A 19,668-nucleotide genomic window follows, 5' to 3' on the forward strand; every position below is an offset into this window, starting at 1 on the left:
GCGGATGCTATGTATACACACCGGCTGATTTTTCCCGGCAGCGTGCTGCGCGGGCGTGGGGCGATTGCCCATCTGGGGCGGATGTGCGGGCGGCTGGGGCAGCGCGCACTGTTGGTCGGCGGCAAACGGGCGCTGGCCTTTGCTGAGCCGCTGGTGGTGCGCCAGCTGGAAGAGAGCGGCGTCAGTTACCTCGGCAGTGAGTGGTATGGCGGCGAGTGCAGCGAAACGCAGATCCTGCGGCTGTCCGATCTGCTGGAACGGCACGGGGTGGAAGTGGTGATTGCCGCCGGGGGCGGGCGGGCGCTGGATACCGCCAAAGCCGCGGCCGTGCAGTGCCATATCCCGGTGATGACGCTGCCTACCGTGGCCTCGACCTGTGCGGCAATGACGCCGCTGGTGTTCCGTTACCATGACGACGGCCAGTTCCGCGATATGCAGGCGTTGCCGGAAGGCCCGGCCGCGGCGGTGATTGATGCCGACATCCTGGCGCGCACGCCGCTGCCGGGCTTTGCCGCCGGGCTGGGGGATACGCTGGCAAAATGGTACGAGTACCGCGCCGTGAGCGCAACGCAGGCGAACCAGGCACTGGCGGGGGTGGTGCGCGCCCACAGTGAGCTGTGCCATACGCTGATTGCCGCGCACGCTGCCGATGCCTGTGCCGCCGTGCGGGCCGGGCAGGCCAATGCCGCGCTGGAACAGGTGCTGGATGCGGTGTTCCTCTACGCCGGGCTGACCTCGGTGATGAGCAACGGCGGCCACACCGGCGCGGCCCATGCCCTGTACGAGGGGTTTACCGGCAGCCCACGCACCCGCCATGTGGCGCACGGCCTGCTGGTGGGGTTCGGCAACCTCTGTTTGCTGGCGCTGGAGCAGCGCCATGACCACGAGCTGATTGCCGCCATCGGGCTGGCGCGCGCCGCCGGGATCCCGGCCAGCCTGGAGGAGATCGCCCCCGGCCTGACGCCGCCGGAGATCGCGCCGGTGTTGCAGCGCGCCGTGCGCTCAGCGGACATGGCCAATATGCCGTTCCCGGTGGATGTCCCGATGTTGCAGGCCGCGATTGACCGGGTGCACCGGCTGGCCGCGCAGGGGGTCTGAGGCGTTGCGTCTCGCCAAAACCGGCGTACAATGGCGCCGGAAAAATTCCCCAAGGAGGGAGAGATGAAAAAAATGCCGACAGAGAACGTCTCCCGTCTGGGTTTTATGGCTGGAGTCATCTCCGTACCGGAGAATTTTAACGAGCTGGGTGCAGAAGAGATTGCCCTGATGTTTGGGTAAAAATAGCGCCGGTTGAAAGCGTTGCCATGACCTCGTCCATTAAAAAAGCCGGCATTTGCCGGCTTTTTTGTCTTTACACGCCGGGTGGCGCTTATTGCGGGTACGGCACCCAGTCACCGCCGTTCAGCCGGATATAGGGTTTGCCCTGGTACTGCATCACGATGGCGTTGGCATTCTCAGACACCACCGGCGTTTGCGGCAGGTTCTGCGTCAGGGTTGACCAGTCCACGCTCGGCGCGGTGAAGATTTTGCCGTCCACCGAGCGCGCCACCAGCTCCGACACCGCCAGGTAGCTGCTGGGGGTGGTGATGGTCAGCGGCGTGCTCTGGTGCGGGGCCTGCATCCCGAAGAAGCGGATCCCAGCCGGGATGTGGGTAATGCTCGGGCTTGGGATGTCGCGCAGCCCGGACATCTGCATCTTGTCGCCGGTGACCGCCGCGCCGTGCTCCGGCACAAACACCACCATCACTTTCCGGCCCGATTTCTCCAGCTGGTCAAAGAAGGTGTTGAGTTGGCTGAGCAGCGTGGTGGCGCGGGTTTTGTAGTCCGCTGATTTGGTGGAGCCGATAAAGCGGTTGCCGTCGTGCAGCGCAATCAGGTTAAAGAACGTGGCGCTGCGCGGGCCTTCCTGTTTGGTACCGAGCCAGCGGTTCAGGATCTCCAGGTCGTTATAGATCGGTTCGCCGTCAAACGAGGTCATCTCATGGCCGATGCCCTGTTGCGACATCAGCGGGGACTGCATGTTGGCCTCTTTGCGCAGGTCATCAATGTAGCCGCCGAAGACGCCGGAGTGGTCCATCATCAGCTGCGAGGTGAAGCCGAGTTTAGCGAGGTTGTCGAACAGGTAGCACTGCTGGCCCGCCGGTTTATAGAGGTCAGCGTGTGACGGCTGGCCGCAACTGGCACGCAGCAGGCGGATAGAGGCCGGGCCGCTGTAGGCAGTGGCGGAGTTGAAGTTGTCAAATTTCACGTCAAAGCGTGACCAGAACGGCGAGCTGTCCTGGCCTACCGCCTGCATATCCGCCCAGGCCAGCGAACAGATGTTGATCACCAGAATATCAAACGGCTGGGCATCGGCCGGTAACTGCGCCGGGAAGGCGGTGGCCCGTGCGCGCTCCTGATCGTAAAACTGGTTGAGGTAGGCCGTCAGGTTGGCATTGGTGGGCGGCAGGGTCTGCGCCGGGCCGGCCCCGGCGGCCACCGTGGCGGCACCCGGTGCCGCAGCCGGTGCCGGTGTGCCCGCCGGCGCGGTGGTGACCACGGCAGCCCCCGGTGCAGCGCTGGTCATGCGTTCCGGCAGTACCTGCACCGCCACCAGCCACGCCAGCACACCGACGGTAAAGGTGGTGACGCGCACCCACTGGGAGATAAACAGGTAGGCCACCAGCATCGCAAACGCGATCCCCACCCACTGCCAGTTGATAAAGCGGTCAGCGAGATCCAGCAGGTACCCTGGGCTGAAGCCCGCGACCTGTGTCCCCTCAGACAGGATGGAACGGTAACCCGGCAGCCAGGTGTCATGGTAGAACAACCCCAGCCCGACCGGGATGGCGATAATGTGCCGCCAGCGGTGCAGCCGGGCTGACGGCAGCGGGAACAGCAGGAAGGCCACAAAGATCAGGTTGCTCACCAAATCGAAGTTCAGGTAGCCGTTCCACAGCAGGGCGAACTTCAGCAGGTAATAGTAGTTCCAGGCACCCAGCCCCCGCCAGTGTCGCCACAGGCCGGGTTGGGCGGCAGGCGCGTGCCGCGCGGCAGTATTCTCACTCATGATCGATGGTTTTCTCTTTAGTCGAGCCGTCACGCACCCAGACGCCGGCGGATTTCAGGTAACGGGTAGGGAAGATCCGGGCCTGAAGGCCCTGCCAGAGCCGGGGCAGCGCGGCCCGGCCGGCCCACCCCAGGAAGAAGAAGACAACCGCGGCAATCAGGGAAACCTGGAGAAGATCGGTCATATTCATGGCGCGCCCTCCGTGTGCCCGTGGATGACAGGCAAACTCAGCGGCTGAGGTTGCCGGCGCGGCGGTGCGGCAGGCGCGGCCGGTGCCACCGGGGCGGCGGCCGTGACCGGCAGCGGCGCCTCCTGGGTATCCGGCGCATCCTGCGCGATACGGCTCAGCTGCTCGAGGATGGCGGTGTCCTCATGCCATTCGCGGCGGCTGGTGAAGGCGTCCGTTACCGGCAACTGGAACACGGACTCCAGCGCAATCTCCAGATCCGGCAGGCGGCAGTTGGAGAGGAACAGGTGCAGGTGATGGGCGTCCACCGTCACCAGATCGCCGTCCCGCCGCAGGGTGCAGAGCGACAACGCCTGGCGCGGCAACAGCCCCGGCACCGGCCGCATCGACAGCAAAATGCCTTTGGTGTCCTCCGCCAGCAGGCTGCTGTCGAGCAACGAGCGCACGGTGTCGCAAAAGGCCGGGCGCGCCAGCACGCCGCGTACCTGCAACGGGCGCATCCCGGTAATCAGCCGCTCGACGTCATCCGGCAGGGGGCGGCTGTAACGGCTGCCCTGAATGCCGTCCAGCAGCGTCAGGAAGGTCGACAGCGAGGCGACATGCGGCACCACCAGGTTGGCACCGCAGGCCTGCAACAGCTTCTCATCGGTATAACGCAGGCTCACGGTCATCTCACGTACCGCAATCTTCAGGCCGTTGCCGCCCACCAGCCGCACATGGTGGATCTCACGCGCCAGCGCCGGAATGGCCTGGTTGCTGTGCAGGGCAAAGATTAAGGTCGCGGCGTGCAGGGTTTCCCCACGGCGTGCCAGCTGGGCGTTGTCCTCAAACAGCTGCCAGTTGTTCGAGAGCGGCGGTGCGCCCTCCAGCACACTGCGTTCAGCCAGGTACCAGCTGTCATCACTGCCGCGGAAATCCCCGGTGGGCTGGTCATCCTGCAACGCAAACCCGCCTTCCGGCAAGGTACGCAAATTAAAGCGCTGGTTGGTCACCACGCCTTTATCCGCCGCCCACCAGGCAACCTGATAATAGTTATTCTCCACCTCGCTGCTGAGCGAGGAAAAGCCGAATAAAAGCCGGTGCTGTGATATTAACGCGCTTTTTATTTTATTTGCCCCGGCGCTGTGGCAAATAATAAAAAGTGTGCTACCGAGCTTATTGACGACGCGCCGCATTGCCTGAAGCCATTGCACAATGGCCTCCTGGCCCAATTCCAGCATCAGGGTGGCGGGGGCGTAATAGATAATTAACCCACCGGGTTTTCTGATTAACCGCGCGGCTTCCAGCGGCAGGCGTAATAACGCGGCTTTCTGGGCCGGCAGGGTAAATAACGGCAGGCGCGCAACCGCCGCGCCGGGCAGGGTGCCGAGCACCTCCCTGGGGGGTTCGCCACTGCAAATCAGCGAAATATCAGTGCCTTGCGCCTGGCTTGCCACCACTTGGCGGCACAGCGCACGCGCATTCTCCTGCGTGTCACTGTTTACCCAGTAAAGGCCGCGCACCTGCATGACCGATAATTCATCCCAAAGCTGTTTAATACCGAAGGGAAATGATAGCGCCATGAAATTTTCTGCTTTATGAAAAGTTTGCGGAGGTAAAAACGGAAAAAACTTATAAATGAGTCTAACATTGCCATTTGTAATCACCAACTTTACGCCTAAAAAATAATGACCCGGTAACCGCGGCCCACGGCGGTTCTCCGGTTTTTTAGCGCCGTCTGGCGTGTTGTCCCGTTTAAGGTAACAGGTATGGATAATAAACATCAGCTTACGTTTCAGCCGGACGCCCCGGCTATTAGTGATGATTTTTATGTGCTGCGAAAGACATTTGAGATCCCCGCATTCCGTTATGTCGATATTTCCCGTGCATCACGTATCCCGGCATTATTGGCCCGCTGGCCGCTGCTGGGTGAATTGAGCGTGCAACCCGACCCAGCCATGCCGCCTGCCGGTGATGGGGAGCCTGTCTGAGATGCCGGTGATTGCCATTCAGGGGGTACGGGGCGGTGCCGGCGGCAGTGCCGTGACGGCCGGGCTGGCCTGGGCGCTGCATCAGCTGGCGGAGTCGGTGCTGGTGGTTGACCTCTCGCCGGATAACCTGTTGCGCCTGCATTTCAATATGCCGTTTACCGATGGCCGTGGCTGGGCACAGGCGTTGCACAACAATCAGCCGTGGCAGAACGCCGCCCTGCGCTACAGCGGCCAGCAGGGCGCTGCACCGCTCGACCTGCTGCCGTTTGGCCGGGTGCCGCCGGGGCCATTGCCGGCGCACGTGCCGGACGTCGCTGCGCTCTGCCGCGCCGGGCACTACCAGTGGGTGCTGCTCGACCTGCCCGCCGGGCAGGAAAGCCCGCTTGCGTTGCAGGCGCTGGCGCAGGCTGACCGGCTGTTGCGGGTGGTCACCGCCGAGGGCAATTGCCATGCCCGCCTGCACCAGCAGCCCACCCCGGCCCACAGCGCGCTGCTGGTCAACCAGTTCACCCCGGCCAGCCAGCTCCAGCAGGATATTTTGCTGCTCTGGCAGCAGAGCCTGCCGGGGCTGCTGCCGTTTGTGGTACACCGCGATGAGGCGGTCAACGAGGCGCTGGCCGCCAAGCAGCCGGTAGGGGAATACCGTTCACACAGCCTGGCCGCCAAAGAGATGACGGTGCTGGCCAACTGGTGCCTGATCAACCTGAAAGGGGGCGCGGCATGAACCCGTTACGGCTGTTCCTGATGCCGCCGGTGATGGCGGCGCTGCGCGCCCGTTACCAGGATTACCGCCGCCACCGGGCCGGGGTCGCGGCCAGCGCGCTGATGACGCTCTGGGTGGCGCTGGCCTGGCTGGTGCTGAAGCTGGAATCCCCGGTGTGGCAGCCGGTACGCGCCCACCCGCGCCACTGGTTCCCGCATATTGCGCCGCATAAGCCGCAACTGCTGGATGGCCTGCGCTATCTGTTGCAGGCGGGCTGGCTGTTGCTGACGCTGCCGGGGCGGCAGGTACGCACCCCGCGTGAACGGCGGCTGGTGCCAATCTACACCCGCTGGCGGCAACGGATGATTGAGCGGCTCAACCAGTTGCCGGCGCAGATCGGGGCCGGGCGGCTGGCCAGAAAGGCGCAGCGGCAGGTCGGGCGGATGCCGCCCCTGCTGCGGCGGGTGCTGTATGGCATCACCTGTGCGCTGGCACTGGTGCTGGCGTGGTTCTGTATCTCCCAGCCGTTCGGCCTGTTTGCCCAGTTCACCTTTGTGCTGCTGCTGTGGGGCATCGCGATGCTGGTGCGCAACATTCCCGGCCGCCTGCCGACTTTGATGCTGATCGTGCTGTCGCTGACCATCTCCTGCCGTTACCTCTGGTGGCGCTATACCCAGACGCTGAACTGGGATGATTCCCTGAGCCTGATCTTCGGCCTGACGCTGCTGGTGGCGGAAACCTACGCCTGGGTGGTGCTGGTGCTCGGCTACTTCCAGACCATCTGGCCGCTGAACCGCAAACCGGCCCCGATGCCGGAGGACATCAGCACCTGGCCGCATGTGGATGTGATGGTGCCGACCTATAACGAAGACCTCAGCGTGGTGCGATCCACCCTGTATGCCGCGCTGGGGATGGACTGGCCCAAAGACAAGCTGGAGGTCTGGCTGCTGGATGACGGCAACCGCCCGGCGTTCCGCGCCTTTGCCGAAGAGATTGGCGTGCGTTATGTCGCCCGGCCTACCCATGAGCACGCCAAGGCGGGGAACATCAATAACGCGCTGAAACAGGCCACCGGCGACCTGGTGGCGATCTTTGACTGTGACCACGTGCCGACACGCTCCTTCCTGCAAATGACCGTGGGCTGGTTCTTCAAGGACAAGAAGCTCAGCATCGTCCAGACGCCGCACCATTTCTTCTCGCCCGACCCGTTTGAGCGCAACCTCGGCCGCTTCCGCCAGGCCCCCAATGAAGGGGCGCTGTTCTATGGGCTGGTACAGGATGGGAATGACCTGTGGGACGCCACCTTCTTCTGCGGCTCCTGTGCGGTTATCCGCCGGAATGTGCTGAATGAGATTGGCGGCATCGCAGTGGAGACGGTCACCGAGGATGCGCACACGTCGCTGCGGATGCACCGCCACGGTTACACCTCCGCCTATATCCGCATCCCGCAGGCGGCCGGGCTGGCAACAGAGAGCCTGTCGTCACATATCCGCCAGCGCATCCGCTGGGCGCGCGGCATGGTGCAGATCTTCCGGCTCGATAACCCGCTGTTCGGCAAAGGGCTGAAGCTCTCGCAGCGGCTCTGCTATGTCAACGCCATGATGCACTTCCTCGCCGGGGTGCCGAGGCTTATCTTCCTGCTGGCCCCGCTGGCGTTCCTGCTGTTCCACGCTTACATCATCTACGCCCCGGCGCTGGCGATTGTGCTCTATGTGTTCCCGCATATGGTACATGCCAGCCTCACCAACTCACGCATCCAGGGCAAGTTCCGCCATTCGTTCTGGAGTGAGATCTACGAGACGGTGCTGGCCTGGTATATCGCCCGGCCCACCACCGTGGCGCTGTTCCGCCCGCATGGCGGGGTGTTTGACGTGACGGCCAAGGGCGGGCTGGTGGAAGAGTCCTATGTGGACTGGAAAATCTCCCAGCCTTACCGGGTGCTGATGCTGCTGAACCTCGCCGGCCTTATTTTTGCGGTCTGGCGGTTCGTCTGGGGGCTGCCGGATGAGCGCTTCACCGTGCTGGTGAGCGTGGCCTGGGTTATCTACAACATGATTATCCTCGGCGGTGCCACGGCAGTGGCGTTTGAGGCGAAACAGGTACGGCAGGCACACCGCGTCGAGATCACGCTGCCGGCCGCGCTGATGCGCCCGGACGGCCATATGTTCCCCTGTACGCTGCGTGATTACTCCGACGGCGGCGTGGGGGTGGAGGTGGACGATGCCGCCGAGCACTTCCGCCGGGGGGAGAGTATTCACCTGCTGCTGCGGCGCGGCGACCAGGAGTTCATCTTCCCCTGTGTGATCACCCGCCAGTTCGGCAACCGGCTGGGGATGCACACCGATAACCTCACCGTGCAGCAACAGATCGATTTTGTGCAGTGCACCTTTGCCCGCGCCGATACCTGGGTTATCCAGGGCGACAGCTTCCCCGAAGACCGGCCGCTGGCCAGTTTGCGGGAGGTGATGGCGCTCGGCATCCGTGGCTATCTGCGGATGGCGGAACACCTGCCGGCGTTTATCCGCCCGGTGGTGCAACTCTTTACTTCTCTTTTCGCTGGGGTGCTGTCACTGGTTCCCCGCGGCGTATCGGCTCTACCCGTGGCGCATGGGGCGCAACGGGCAGCGAACTCACCAAGATGATGACACCCATGATGAGACTATTGACCTGTTTTATTGCCGCCCTGTTCAGCCTGAATGCGATGGCCCGGCTTCCGGTAACGCCCCTGGCCGCCTCCCCGGAGACGGTAACCCCGGAGACCGGCAGCGCCCCGGCCCCGGTACGTGACAGGCAGATCGCTTTCCCGCAACTCGCGCCGCCGCCCGGTGCCTTTGTACTGCGCGGTATCGCCCCGGAAGGGCAGATTGAATTCGGGGTACGCAGTGATGAGGTGGTGACCCAGGCGACCCTGAACCTCCAGTTTACGCCGTCACCGTCCCTGATCCCGGTGGAGTCCCAGCTGAAGGTCTACCTGAATGACCAGCTGATGGGGGTGGTCGCCATCGGTGCCGATCAGCTGGGTAAACCCAACCAGGCCCAGTTGCCGATCGACCCGCGCTATATCACCGATTTCAACCGGCTGCGGCTGGTGTTTATCGGCCATTATCAGCGTATGTGTGAGAACCCGTCCAACAGCACCCTGTGGGTGGACATCGGGAAAGGCAGCTCGCTGGATCTGCGTTACCAGAAACTGCCGGTGGATAACGATCTCTCCCATTTCCCGGAGCCGTTCTTCGACGCGCGGGATAACCAGCCGCTGACCCTGCCGATGGTGTTTGCCGCCCAGCCCGGCCTCGGGATGCAACAGGCCGCGGCGAAACTCGCGTCCTGGTTCGGTACCCGCGCACAATGGCGCGGACAGCATTTCCCGGTGCTCTACAACCAACTGCCGGAGAGCCATGCGGTGGTGTTCGCCACCAATGACCAACGCCCCGATTTCCTGCGCGCACTGCCGCCGGTCACCGGGCCGACGGTACAGATGATGTCGCACCCCGATAACCCCTATGTGAAGCTGCTGGTGGTGATGGGGCGTAACGATCAGGACCTGGTGCAGGCCGTGACCGGCATCGCCCAGGGGAATGTGTTGTTCCGCGGGCAACAGGTGGCGGTGAATAAAGTCGAGCAACTCGCGCCGCGCCAGCCGTACGACGCGCCGTTCTGGGTACGTACCGACCGGCCGATGACCCTGGGCGAACTGAAAACCTATCCGGAACAGCTCCAGGCCGACGGTATCCAGCCTTACCCGATTGCGCTCAGCCTGAACCTGCCGCCGGATCTGTTCCTGATCCGCAGCTCCGGTATCACCATGCAGCTGAAATACCGCTATACGCCGCCGGAGCTGGCGAACACCTCCCGGTTGAGCGTCCACCTGAATAACCAGTTTGTGCGCGCCTTCACCCTGCAAACCGGCACCCGTGACAGTACACAACTGCTGCGCCTGCCGCTGCTTGGCCTGTCAGAAGCGGGGCAGAAAGTCTCTATCCCGGCGCTGAAGCTCGGCGCGCTGAACCAGATGCGCTTTGACTTCGAATACACCTCGCTGATTTCCAGCAGCCGTACCGACCGCTGTGAGACCTTTACCAGCGTCAATAACCATGTGGTGGTCGACGACAGCTCTACCATCGACTTCTCCGGCTACCGCCACTTTATGGCCATGCCGGATCTGCGCGCCTTTATCAATGCCGGTTTCCCGTTCAGCCGGCTGGCCGACCTCTCGCAGACGCTGGTGCTGGTGACGCCGCAACCGCAACCGGCACAGCTGACGGCGCTGCTCGATACCCTCGGGCGCATCGGTTCACAGACCGGTTACCCGGCACTGGGGGTAACCATCAGCGATGACTGGGCGAAAGCGAAACAGGCGGATGCCGATATCCTGATGATTGGCGCACTGCCTGCCGACCTGCGCAGCGACAAGTCGATGAGCCTGCTGATGGACGCTACACAAGGCGCGGTGACACAACCGAAACGGCAATCGCCGCTGCCGGATAACAGCGGGCCGGATGCCGATGCCCAGCCCGACAGCCGTACCACCATCAGCGCCGCTGACCCTGTGGCCGCGCTGGTGGGCGTGCAGTCGCCTTACCATGAGCAACGCAGCATTGTGGCACTCCTGGCAGATTCCACCGCCGGGCAAAGCCTGATGAATGACGCCTTGCAGGACAGCGGCAAACGCGCGGCGGTAAGCGGCTCGGTGGCCGTGGTGCGCGCCTCCGGGGTCAACAGCCTGCGGGTCGGCGATGTTTATTTCGTCGGCCACCTGCCGTGGTGGGAACAGGCCTGGAACATGCTGGCCACCCATCCGGGCTGGCTGGCCGTGATGGCCGCGGTGCTGGTGGTGCTGGTGGCATTGCTGCTGTGGCGTGCGCTGCGCCTGCTGAGCCGCCGTCGCGTGATCTCTGAGGATTAACCATGCGGACTTCTTTTCTGCGGCCGGTTTTGCCGCTGGCCCTGAGCCTGACGCTGATGCCGCTGGCCCAGGCGGTGGAGCAGGCCGTTGCGCCGCCGGCGGCCGGGGCCGTTTCCCCCGAAACCTGGCTGCTGGAGCAGGTACGGCTGGGCGAGGCGACCTTCCAGGACGCCCTGGTGCAGCAGTCCCTGCACCGGCTGGAGCTGATGAGCCCCAACAACCCGCAGGTGATCGCCGCGCACCTGCGGCTGGCGCTGCGCCAGGGCAATGTCCCGCAGGCGCAACAGCAGCTCACCAAATTACAACAGATCGCCCCGGATGCGGCGATCACCCGGCAGTCTGCGGTACTGGTGGCGCTGACCCAACCAACGGGCCGCCAGCAGCTGCAACAGGCGCGGTTGCTGGCGACCGCGGGCAGGCTGGTTGAGGCGCGCGCCGCCTATGACGCCGCCTTTAACGGGCCGCCGCCGGGCATCGATCTGGCGGTGGAGTACTGGCGGCTGGTCGCCCGGCTGCCGCAACAGGCCCCGGAGGCGATCCGGGCGTTGCAGGCACTGGACCAACAGACCCCCGGCAACAGCCAGTTACGGCTGGCGCTGGCGCAGATGCTGTTCAGCCAGAACCAGGAGGACGAAGGCTATGCGATGTTGCAGAAGGCGGCGCAGGATGCCACCGGGCGTGACGCCGCCGGGGAACTTTGGCTGGCCCGTATAAAACAGCAGACCGTGACGCCCCAGAGCCTGGCCGCGCTGGACCGCTACCTCACGGTGTTTGACAGCGGCGCACCGGCCACCGCCGGGCAGCAGGAGCGGGCGCGGCAACAGGCCATGCTGGCTGACCCCAACTATCAGGCGCGGCTGCGCGGGCTGGCACAGGTGGAGGGCGGCAGCGGCAAAGAGGCGATTGCGGCGCTGCAACAGGCGTTACGCGCCTCACCGGACGACCCGGATGTGCTGGGCGCGCTCGGCATCGCCTATGCGCGATCCGGCGACCGGGCGCGGGCGATCACGCTGTTTGAGCAGGCGCAAAAAGTCGATAACAACGGGTTCGAAGGCGACAAATGGATCAGCCTGATTAATTCCAACCGTTACTGGTTGCTGATTGAGCAGGGCGACAAGGCGTTACAGGCGAAAGACATCGCCGGGGCGGAGCGCGCCTACCAGCAGGCGGTGCCGCTGGAGAAAGAGGACCCTTATGCCACGCTGGGGCTGGGTGATGCCGCGCTGGCCCGCAACGATCCGGCCGCCGCAGAGCGCTATTACCAGCAGGCGCGGCGCATTGACCCGGCCAATGAAGGCGCGGTGCGCGGGCTGACCAACGTTTACCTGCAACAGTCCCCGGAGAAGGCGCTGGCGTTTATCAATGGCCTGTCGGCGGCGCAGCGCAAACCGCTGGCCGACACCCTCAACCGGTTGCAGGGCGATATACTGAGCGCGAAGGCCGATCAGTTCAGCCAGCAACAGCAGTGGCGTGAGGCGGCTGCCGCGTATGGTGAAGCCCGGCGTTACGCGCCGGATGACGTCTGGCTGGCGTACCGGCAGGCCGGGGCGCTGCGGCAGATCGGGCAGGGTGCGGAGGCGGACCGGCTGTTCCGTGATTTCATGGCTGCCCATCCGCCCGGCGAACAGCAAAACTACGCGTACGCGCTCTATCTCTCCGGCCAGGATCAGGATGCACAGGCGCTGGCGACCCTCAACCGCCTGCCGCGCGCCCAGTGGTCACAGAACATGAAGGAGCTTGAACAGCGGCTGCAACAGCAACAGACGCTGGATCGCGCCCTGGCACTGCGTGCCGCAGGCAACCGGGCGGCGGCCGAAGCCCTGTTACGCAGCCAGCCGCGCCAGACCGCCATTGACCTCACGCTGGCTGACTGGGCGCTGGAAGATGGGGACTACGCGGCTGCCCGCCAGGGCTATCAGGCGGTGCTTACCGCTGACCCTGCCAATCTGGATGCGCAACTGGGGCTGACGGATGTGGCGGTGGCGCAAGGTGACAACGTCACGGCGCGTACCCAGCTACAGCAGCTGGAGAGCCGCCCGGCAGACACCCTGACCCTTAACCAGCAGCGCCGCATCGCCACTGCCTGGCAGGCCGTGGGCGAGCCGCAACGTGCCGCCCGGCTGCTGACGGCGCTCAAACCGGCTGCCCGGCAGGCGGAGCCGGGGCTGACCCCGGCGCTGATCTTCCGGGACAGCGCCCGTATTGAACAGCAGCAGGGGCAGTATGCACTGGCGCGCGAGGATTACGGGCTGGCAATGGTCGCCAGCGGGATAACGCCCGCGGTGCCGCAAGACAATGACAGCTACACCCGGCTGACGCGCAACCAGGCCACGGATGACTGGCTGAAACGCGGCATCCGTGCCGATGCAGCAGACGCATACCGCCAGCAGGACGTCACCTTTACCCTCGACCATGACAACTCCGCCTCCAGCGGCACGCCGGGGTATTCCGATTTCAGCGCCAACACCACCATGGCGCAGGCTGATATGCCGCTCTATGACGGCCACGCGTTTTTACGCAGCGACTATGTGCACATTGATGCCGGCACCTTTGAGACCAGCGACGGCAGTTACAGCGAAGATTTCGGGACCTGTTCCAGCGTCGCCTGTACCACGGACAGAAGCCAGACCGCCAGCGGCGCAAGCATTGCCGCGGGCTGGCGTAACGACCGCTGGAACGCCGACATCGGCACCACGCCACTGGGCTTCGAGGTAGTCGACTGGGTGGGCGGCATCAGCTACAGCGGTGACTGGCGGCAGATTGGCTGGACGGCCACCGCCTCCCGCCGCCCGATCTCCAGCTCGCTGCTGGCGTTCGCCGGGGCCAAAGACCCGAACACCGGCACCACCTGGGGCGGGGTACGCGCGACCGGCATCAGCCTGAGCGGCAGTTACGATCAGGGCGAGGCAAACGGCGTCTGGAGCGATCTCAGCGTCCACCAGATCACCGGCAAAAACGTCGAGGACAACCAGCGTGAACGCCTGATGGCCGGTTACTACTACAAGCTGATTAACGAGGACAACCGCCGCGCCACCATCGGCCTCAACAGCATGTTATGGCATTACCAGAAGGATCTCAGCGGTTACTCGTTGGGACAGGGCGGTTACTACAGCCCGCAGCAATACTTCTCCCTGGCGGTGCCGGTGAACTATCGCCAGCGCACCGAGAACTGGTCATGGCAGCTGGGCGGGTCGGTATCGTGGTCACGCTCGAAAACCGAAAGCCAGCGCCGCTACCCGCTGGGCGGGCTGATTCCCACCGCCTACACCAACCGGGATGACGTCAGCGAGGGCAGCAGCAGTACCGGCATTGGTTACACGTTGCAGGCCCAGCTTGAGCGGCGGCTCACTTCCCACTGGACGCTGGGTGCCGGGGTCGATATCCAGCAGGCCGAGGATTACACCCCGAGCCATTTCCAGATCTATCTCCGTTATTCCGTCGGCGGCTGGCAAGGGGATCTGGATACTCCGCCACAGCCTTTGACACCGTATGCGGATTTTAAATAACAGGTAATAATCGCCACAAGGTTAATTAATCAAGTAAGCAGCACTGTTAATTCGGGGCTGCTTTCTTTTTTGAGTAAGCAGGAAAATAAATTGATTGCCGTTGCTTTATTCTGCGAAGATTGTGCGCCTGACGAGATAACTATGACGAGAAAAAGATAAACTAATCCGGGCCCTAAAAAGGAATGAACAAACGCGGACGGTCTTTGATATCGCCTGGATTGGTTCAATTTTTGGAACGGGCTGATAAGCGAAAGGGAGTCTACAGCTAAAGAATCCCATTTGCTAAAACCATTGAAATACATGGTAATTAATGCTGAAATCAATGTCGCTGCATCAAAATTAGTTACAACAAACAAAGCACTTCTAATAAATAACCCTGTCGCGATAAAAAAGGGGATTAATAAAGAAAAACAAGATGCTTTAAGTGTTGAGCAGAAGAAAAGGGCACGGGTAATACCGATGCGAGAATTATCTCAGGGGGCGTAATATCAGGGCATTGATAAGGATCAAGGGCATGGAAAACAATTGAACAGGGCATTTTCTTGCACCTGTCTTATACCAGGGGCATGGCATTATCATCCTGTTATGCGTCGTATGGAAAATGCAGCCATACTGATGATCGGGCAGTCTATCAGGAGGCATCATGAACGATACGGCATTACTTCATTATTTAACCGAAAGGGAATGTTGCCTGCACCAATCGTGGGTACGTCACGATCGGGGCAGCAACGTAATACCTCATTGCATCCTTTGTTCCGGGAGATTAGCCGATCAGGTGGGTATTCAGCCGGGAAGAGGTGATCAGCGCGTTAGTCAGCGCTCGCTGCCACCGGGTTTTCGCTTGAACGGCTTTCCGCAGGCCTGGCCATGCTGAATTATCTTTTCTACCAGACGCAAGCTGATGGTCAGCAATTTCATGTTGCGCACGGACGTCATTCTGATGCAACACCCAGGCAGGCTGGCAACGTCGTTTTCATCAGGGCACAGCCATGTCTTCAGGGTGATTTTAACATTCCATTATTAATTACAACATTCTATTTACTTACCACATCTGACAGTGCCTCCGATTAGCCCAATCTCTGAAATAAGAAAATCATCCTCTATAACAGCCTGACAGCCCAAAAAGCGGGCAGGGTGCGCGTAAACGCGGCGGATTGATGGAAATACCGGCATATTTTTATCGGCCAGCGCCATCCATCGCCTGAAAACAGGCTTTTTCGGCGTGCGTTACGCCAATTCTGCTGGGGTTTGGGTGCCGCCTATTGGCAGATTTCACGTAGCGCGATCGGCATTCAGGGTGTTTTACTTAGCGGGATATCACCAGGCATATGGACTGGCGACGCCCAAGATAAAAGCAGGCTGCGTTACGGCGTCAGGTAATGAAGAAAAAAACGTGTCGCGGGCGTTAATGCAAAACCTCAGGGGAACCGGCCGGAGATTATCTGTGCCGGTTATCCTGGAGAACCTGAACCAGTCGGTTAACGACAGGATGTTAAAGCATGGTGCTGATACGATGCGGCATGGAAACATTGGAAGCTCAGTGGGTCTAGAGCGTATAGAACGTCTCGGCTATGCAGGGTGACGCTGAGGGCATCGATCTGTAAGTGCACGTGGCCAGAAACGCCGGCCATCAAAATAATAATGCCAAAATACGTGACAACGTCACTGAGAGGTTTGCTGCAAAGATTGCTGCATAGTGTGATCCTGAAAATTGCCCTCTGAGCCAGGTTAACCCGTGCCGGATTCAGGATAAGCCCATGATGGCAAAGGCCAAACACCCAGGACTGCCGTAGCGTTACTAAGGTTCACATAATGTATATTATGTTAAATAAGGTATTTGCCTCCCGCTAGATCAGGATACCTGATTACTCCCTGGCTGCCTGTTGTCCCCCCATACCCCTGCATGGTTCTGAACTTTTCTCTGGCCCGGTGGCTCTGCCTCATCCCTTCCCTTTTGTGCGCCTGCCCGCAAAAAGCCAAATCTTATGGCCGCAGTGCATGGACGGCCCGGCTTTCACGGCATGATGTCCGGTGACGTATTCACTCAAGGACACTGCCATGCGCAAAGATGATCTGCTGACCTTCCTGATGAACCAGACTGATTTCTTTAATCCCGCCGATCGCAGCGAGGTGTTTACCGCAGCCTACCTGGCCCGGCGTTTTGGATTGCAACGCAATACCGCCAGCCACTACCTGAATCAATGTGTGGCTCAGGGCTTGCTGATTAAGGTCAACACCCGTCCGGTTTACTTCCTGCACCGCCAGGCGTTTGAGCAACAGTTTTACCCGCTGTCGAAACCGGCGTATGCAAGTATGGAGGAACTGCTGGCCGACAACCAACAGCCGCCCGCAGTACATGACCATTTTGCGCTGCTGATCGGCTATGACGGCTCGTTGAAAAAGCCAATCGAACAGCTTAAAACCGCCCTGTTCTATCCGGATGGCGGCCTGCCGTTGCTGATTACCGGTGACAGCGGCACCGGCAAAAGTTACCTCGCGCAGCTGATGCACCATTACGCCATCAGCCAGGCACTGATTGAGCCGGACGCGCCCTTTATTACCTTTAACTGTGCACAATATGCCCACAACCCGGAGCTGCTGGCCAGCAACTTGTTCGGGTATATAAAAGGTGCGTTTACCGGCGCAGTCACCGACAAACCGGGTGCGTTTGAAGCCGCCCACGGCGGGATCTTATTTTTGGATGAAGTACACCGGTTACATGCCGAAGGCCAGGAGAAACTCTTTACCTGGCTCGACCGGGGCGAAATCTATCGCGTCGGGGAGACCGCCCGCGGCCATCCCGTCTCGGTCAGGCTGATTTTTGCCACCACCGAAGAGATCCACAGCACCTTTTTAACCACGTTTATACGCCGTATCCCTATCCAGGTGGTGCTGCCGGCGCTGGAGAGCCGGGGCCGGAAAGAAAAAGAGAGGCTGATCCTGCAATTTTTCTGGCTGGAGGCGAAAAAAGTCGCCCGGCGCTTAAGCCTCAGCCCGCGCCTGCTGTCAGTAATGACGCACTATGTCTATCGCGGCAATGTGGGGGAATTAAAAAACAGCGTGAAATATGCGGTGGCCTCCGCCTTCGCCACACAGAACAGCCGGGATGCATTGCGGATCTCGATTCATGACCTGCCGGAAACGCTGATGGCGCACATCCCGGCACTCAACGATATGCCTACCGGCAACGCCGGGGATATTGTGCTGGATCAGGAGACCCACCAGCCCTGGCTCCTGCATCACCACGACCCGCTGACCCTGCTGATCGGCGATACCCAGCGCACCATCCTGACACAGTTTGATGGGTACCGCGCCGGGCACACCGGGTGGGAGGCGTGTGAAAAGCGTATCGGCCATGAGATCGACATGCTGTTTGACCGGCTGGTATTTGATAACCGTGACCGCAGCCACTCCCAGATGCTGTTGCTGACCACCAGCCAGGTGCGTGATGAGTTCTACCGGCTGGAGAAAAGTTACCATATCCACTTCAACGGCAATGGCATCTACGCCCTCGCCCACTACCTGACCCACTGCCCCCATGATGTCCCGCCCCCGGCGCAGGTTGAATTGTGCCGCCAGTTCACGGCCTGGCTGGGGCAGAAATACCCGTTGCTGACGCTGTTCGGGCAGGAGGTGCTGGCCGCCGTGGCACGCAGGCTGGATATCCAGACACAACCTGTTGATCTGGTTATGCTTATCCTGTGGCTTAACAACCTCGGTGTACAGAACAATGCGCTGGTGACCAAAGCCGTGATCCTGGCGCATGGCTACGCGACCGCCAGCAGCATCGCCAACGTCGCCAACCGGTTACTCAAGCAGAATGTGTTTGAGTCATTTGATATGCCGCTGGATGTGACGCCGGAAGCGATCGCCCAGGAAGTCATGGCCTATCTGGCACGTAACCCCCTGGCCGCGAGCCTGATGATCCTGGTGGATATGGGCTCGCTGACCGACATCCACCGCTACTTTACCCACGCCCTCACGACGCCGGTGGCCATCATTAATAATGTCTCAACCCGGATGGCGCTGTATGTCGGCGAACGTATCCTGCACGGCGACCCTCTGGAGGAGATTGCCGCGCAGGTCACGGGCGATCTGCCCATTGAGCAACAGATCATCTGGCCATGCCGCAATAAGCCCAGGGCGATTATCACGACCTGCGCCACCGGCATCGGGGCCGCCACCAACCTGAGTACCCTGCTGAAAGCGAGTATCCCGGCAGAGCTGGCGATTGATGTCGTGGCGTATGAGCATGACGTTTTGACGGATGCCGACCGGCGGGCCGCGATCTTCTCCCGCTTTGAGGTGCTGGCTATCGTCGGCACGCTGGACCCGCAACTCCCCGCTATCCCTTACCTGTCGCTGGAGACGCTGATTGCCGGCCGGGGCGGCGACATCGTGATGGGGATTTTCCGTGGTTTGGTTGACCCGGAAGGCGTCGCTGAGATTAACAACCTGATCATTAAGAATTTTTCACTGCGGCGGGTCATTGAGTCCGTCACCATTCTGGATACCGGAAAAGTGATTAATCAGGTGGAGCAGTTCTTTATGCGTTATGAGCACCTGACCGGGATGCAGATCGCGAATGATAAGAAAGTCGCGCTCTATATCCATATCAGTTGCCTGATCGAGCGGCTGATCCGCCAGGCGGCGATTCAGTCCTGGCCGGTGAACCGTGAACAGTGTCAACGTCGTTACCTGATTCCGCTGCGGGAGGCCTTTAGTGTCATTGAGGGCAGTTACAGTGTCAATATTCCCGACGCTGAGCTTTATTACGTGCACGATATTCTCAATAGTGCGACGGAATTTATTCAATACGATCAGGAGTTTTAACTGCTGGTGCCCGCCTGCCCCGCACGCCGACACTTTATCTGGCATGGGGGTTGCAATAATGCTGTTAAGCCATGTCTATGTTGAGGTCAGGATGAAACGTCACTATGTATTTGCCAGCCACGGCCGCTTTGCTGAGGGAATATTGCATTCTGTCGAACTTATTTTAGGTAAACAGGCAAATATCCATACGCTGTGCGCCTATCTGGAAGAAGAGGATGTCACCGCGCGTATTGATGCGTTAATGAACGCGTTTAGCCAGGAGGATGAGGTCATCATTCTGACCGATATTTTCGCCGGCAGTATTAATAATGAATTTATCCGCTTTATTCACCGCCCCCAGGTTCATTTAGTGGCCGGAATGAATTTACCCCTGATTATTGAGATGTTGATTGCGCCCCCCGGCGGGGACACCGCAGCGTTAATTGAGGAATCGTTGAACAATGCGCGGGAAAGCATCCAGTACTGCAACCAAACCCTTCATTCTGTTGAGTTAACTGACCGGGATTTTTAACCA

At 61.0% G+C, this 19,668-nt stretch carries 12 protein-coding genes; 9 read left to right on the forward strand and 3 right to left on the reverse strand.

The window, feature by feature from the left end; all coding sequences use genetic code 11:
- Positions 1–9: 9 nt before the first annotated feature.
- Entirely contained in the window at positions 10–1,098 is a 1,089-nt protein-coding gene (locus tag CYR52_RS19375; RefSeq protein WP_072929685.1) for an iron-containing alcohol dehydrogenase family protein, read from the forward strand.
- 271 nt (positions 1,099–1,369) lie between these two features.
- Here the strand turns inward: CYR52_RS19375 and bcsG are convergent, their stop codons facing one another.
- The 3 genes from bcsG to bcsE are packed head-to-tail and all read right to left on the reverse strand — an operon-like array spanning position 1,370 to position 4,798.
- On the reverse strand, positions 1,370–3,049 hold the full coding sequence (gene bcsG, locus CYR52_RS19380; RefSeq protein ID WP_101829237.1) for a cellulose biosynthesis protein BcsG: 1,680 nt from the start codon (positions 3,047–3,049) through the stop codon (positions 1,370–1,372).
- Positions 3,042–3,239 carry a cellulose biosynthesis protein BcsF gene (gene bcsF, locus CYR52_RS19385; protein ID WP_072929690.1) on the reverse strand — a complete coding sequence of 66 codons (198 nt, stop codon included), beginning with the start codon at positions 3,237–3,239 and terminating at the stop codon, positions 3,042–3,044. Before bcsF ends, bcsG begins: the two co-directional genes overlap by 8 nt.
- The gene (bcsE, locus tag CYR52_RS19390; protein WP_165699102.1) at positions 3,236–4,798 is read right to left on the reverse strand and encodes a cellulose biosynthesis protein BcsE; all 1,563 of its coding nucleotides are present in this window, start codon (positions 4,796–4,798) and stop codon (positions 3,236–3,238) included. Before bcsE ends, bcsF begins: the two co-directional genes overlap by 4 nt.
- A gap of 186 nt (positions 4,799–4,984) precedes the next feature.
- On the opposite strand from bcsE, the gene bcsR reads away from it, so the two are divergent.
- The 8 genes from bcsR to CYR52_RS19425 all read left to right on the forward strand — a co-directional run bounded on the left by bcsR (position 4,985) and on the right by CYR52_RS19425 (position 19,665).
- Positions 4,985–5,206, forward strand: coding sequence for a cellulose biosynthesis protein BcsR (gene bcsR, locus CYR52_RS19395; protein WP_072929694.1), 222 nt, complete (start codon positions 4,985–4,987; stop codon positions 5,204–5,206).
- Position 5,207: 1 nt separating this feature from the next.
- On the forward strand, positions 5,208–5,930 hold the full coding sequence (gene bcsQ / locus CYR52_RS19400; RefSeq protein ID WP_101829239.1) for a cellulose biosynthesis protein BcsQ: 723 nt from the start codon (positions 5,208–5,210) through the stop codon (positions 5,928–5,930).
- Entirely contained in the window at positions 5,927–8,551 is a 2,625-nt protein-coding gene (bcsA, locus tag CYR52_RS19405; RefSeq protein ID WP_072929698.1) for a UDP-forming cellulose synthase catalytic subunit, read from the forward strand. The genes bcsQ and bcsA overlap by 4 nt, the downstream gene beginning before the upstream one ends.
- A gap of 8 nt (positions 8,552–8,559) precedes the next feature.
- Positions 8,560–10,815, forward strand: coding sequence for a cellulose biosynthesis cyclic di-GMP-binding regulatory protein BcsB (bcsB, locus tag CYR52_RS19410; protein WP_072929700.1), 2,256 nt, complete (start codon positions 8,560–8,562; stop codon positions 10,813–10,815).
- Positions 10,816–10,817: 2 nt separating this feature from the next.
- Positions 10,818–14,321, forward strand: a complete 3,504-nt coding sequence (gene bcsC, locus CYR52_RS19415; protein ID WP_101829240.1) for a cellulose synthase complex outer membrane protein BcsC — start codon at positions 10,818–10,820, stop codon at positions 14,319–14,321.
- A 300-nt stretch (positions 14,322–14,621) separates the two neighbouring features.
- Positions 14,622–14,807, forward strand: a complete 186-nt coding sequence (locus tag CYR52_RS22490; RefSeq protein WP_146001357.1) for a hypothetical protein — start codon at positions 14,622–14,624, stop codon at positions 14,805–14,807.
- 1,572 nt (positions 14,808–16,379) lie between these two features.
- The gene (locus CYR52_RS19420) at positions 16,380–19,154 is read left to right on the forward strand and encodes a sigma-54-dependent transcriptional regulator (protein WP_101829241.1); all 2,775 of its coding nucleotides are present in this window, start codon (positions 16,380–16,382) and stop codon (positions 19,152–19,154) included.
- A gap of 91 nt (positions 19,155–19,245) precedes the next feature.
- Positions 19,246–19,665: a PTS sugar transporter subunit IIA gene (locus CYR52_RS19425; protein ID WP_072930050.1), complete on the forward strand. Its 420-nt coding sequence runs from the start codon at positions 19,246–19,248 to the stop codon at positions 19,663–19,665.
- Positions 19,666–19,668 lie beyond the last annotated feature (3 nt).

This window comes from Chimaeribacter arupi, assembly GCF_002858805.1.
Lineage (GTDB): Bacteria > Pseudomonadota > Gammaproteobacteria > Enterobacterales > Enterobacteriaceae > Chimaeribacter > Chimaeribacter arupi.

Excerpts from the sequence above, each read along its gene's own strand:
- CYR52_RS19375 (WP_072929685.1), top strand. The coding sequence starts at position 10 with ATGTATACACACCGGCTGATTTTTCCCGGCAGCGTGCTGCGCGGGCGT.
- bcsG (WP_101829237.1), bottom strand. The coding sequence starts at position 3,049 with ATGAGTGAGAATACTGCCGCGCGGCACGCGCCTGCCGCCCAACCCGGC.
- bcsF (WP_072929690.1), bottom strand. The coding sequence starts at position 3,239 with ATGAATATGACCGATCTTCTCCAGGTTTCCCTGATTGCCGCGGTTGTC.
- bcsE (WP_165699102.1), bottom strand. The coding sequence starts at position 4,798 with ATGGCGCTATCATTTCCCTTCGGTATTAAACAGCTTTGGGATGAATTA.
- bcsR (WP_072929694.1), top strand. The coding sequence starts at position 4,985 with ATGGATAATAAACATCAGCTTACGTTTCAGCCGGACGCCCCGGCTATT.
- bcsQ (WP_101829239.1), top strand. The coding sequence starts at position 5,208 with ATGCCGGTGATTGCCATTCAGGGGGTACGGGGCGGTGCCGGCGGCAGT.
- bcsA (WP_072929698.1), top strand. The coding sequence starts at position 5,927 with ATGAACCCGTTACGGCTGTTCCTGATGCCGCCGGTGATGGCGGCGCTG.
- bcsB (WP_072929700.1), top strand. The coding sequence starts at position 8,560 with ATGATGAGACTATTGACCTGTTTTATTGCCGCCCTGTTCAGCCTGAAT.
- bcsC (WP_101829240.1), top strand. The coding sequence starts at position 10,818 with ATGCGGACTTCTTTTCTGCGGCCGGTTTTGCCGCTGGCCCTGAGCCTG.
- CYR52_RS22490 (WP_146001357.1), top strand. The coding sequence starts at position 14,622 with ATGGTAATTAATGCTGAAATCAATGTCGCTGCATCAAAATTAGTTACA.
- CYR52_RS19420 (WP_101829241.1), top strand. The coding sequence starts at position 16,380 with ATGCGCAAAGATGATCTGCTGACCTTCCTGATGAACCAGACTGATTTC.
- CYR52_RS19425 (WP_072930050.1), top strand. The coding sequence starts at position 19,246 with ATGAAACGTCACTATGTATTTGCCAGCCACGGCCGCTTTGCTGAGGGA.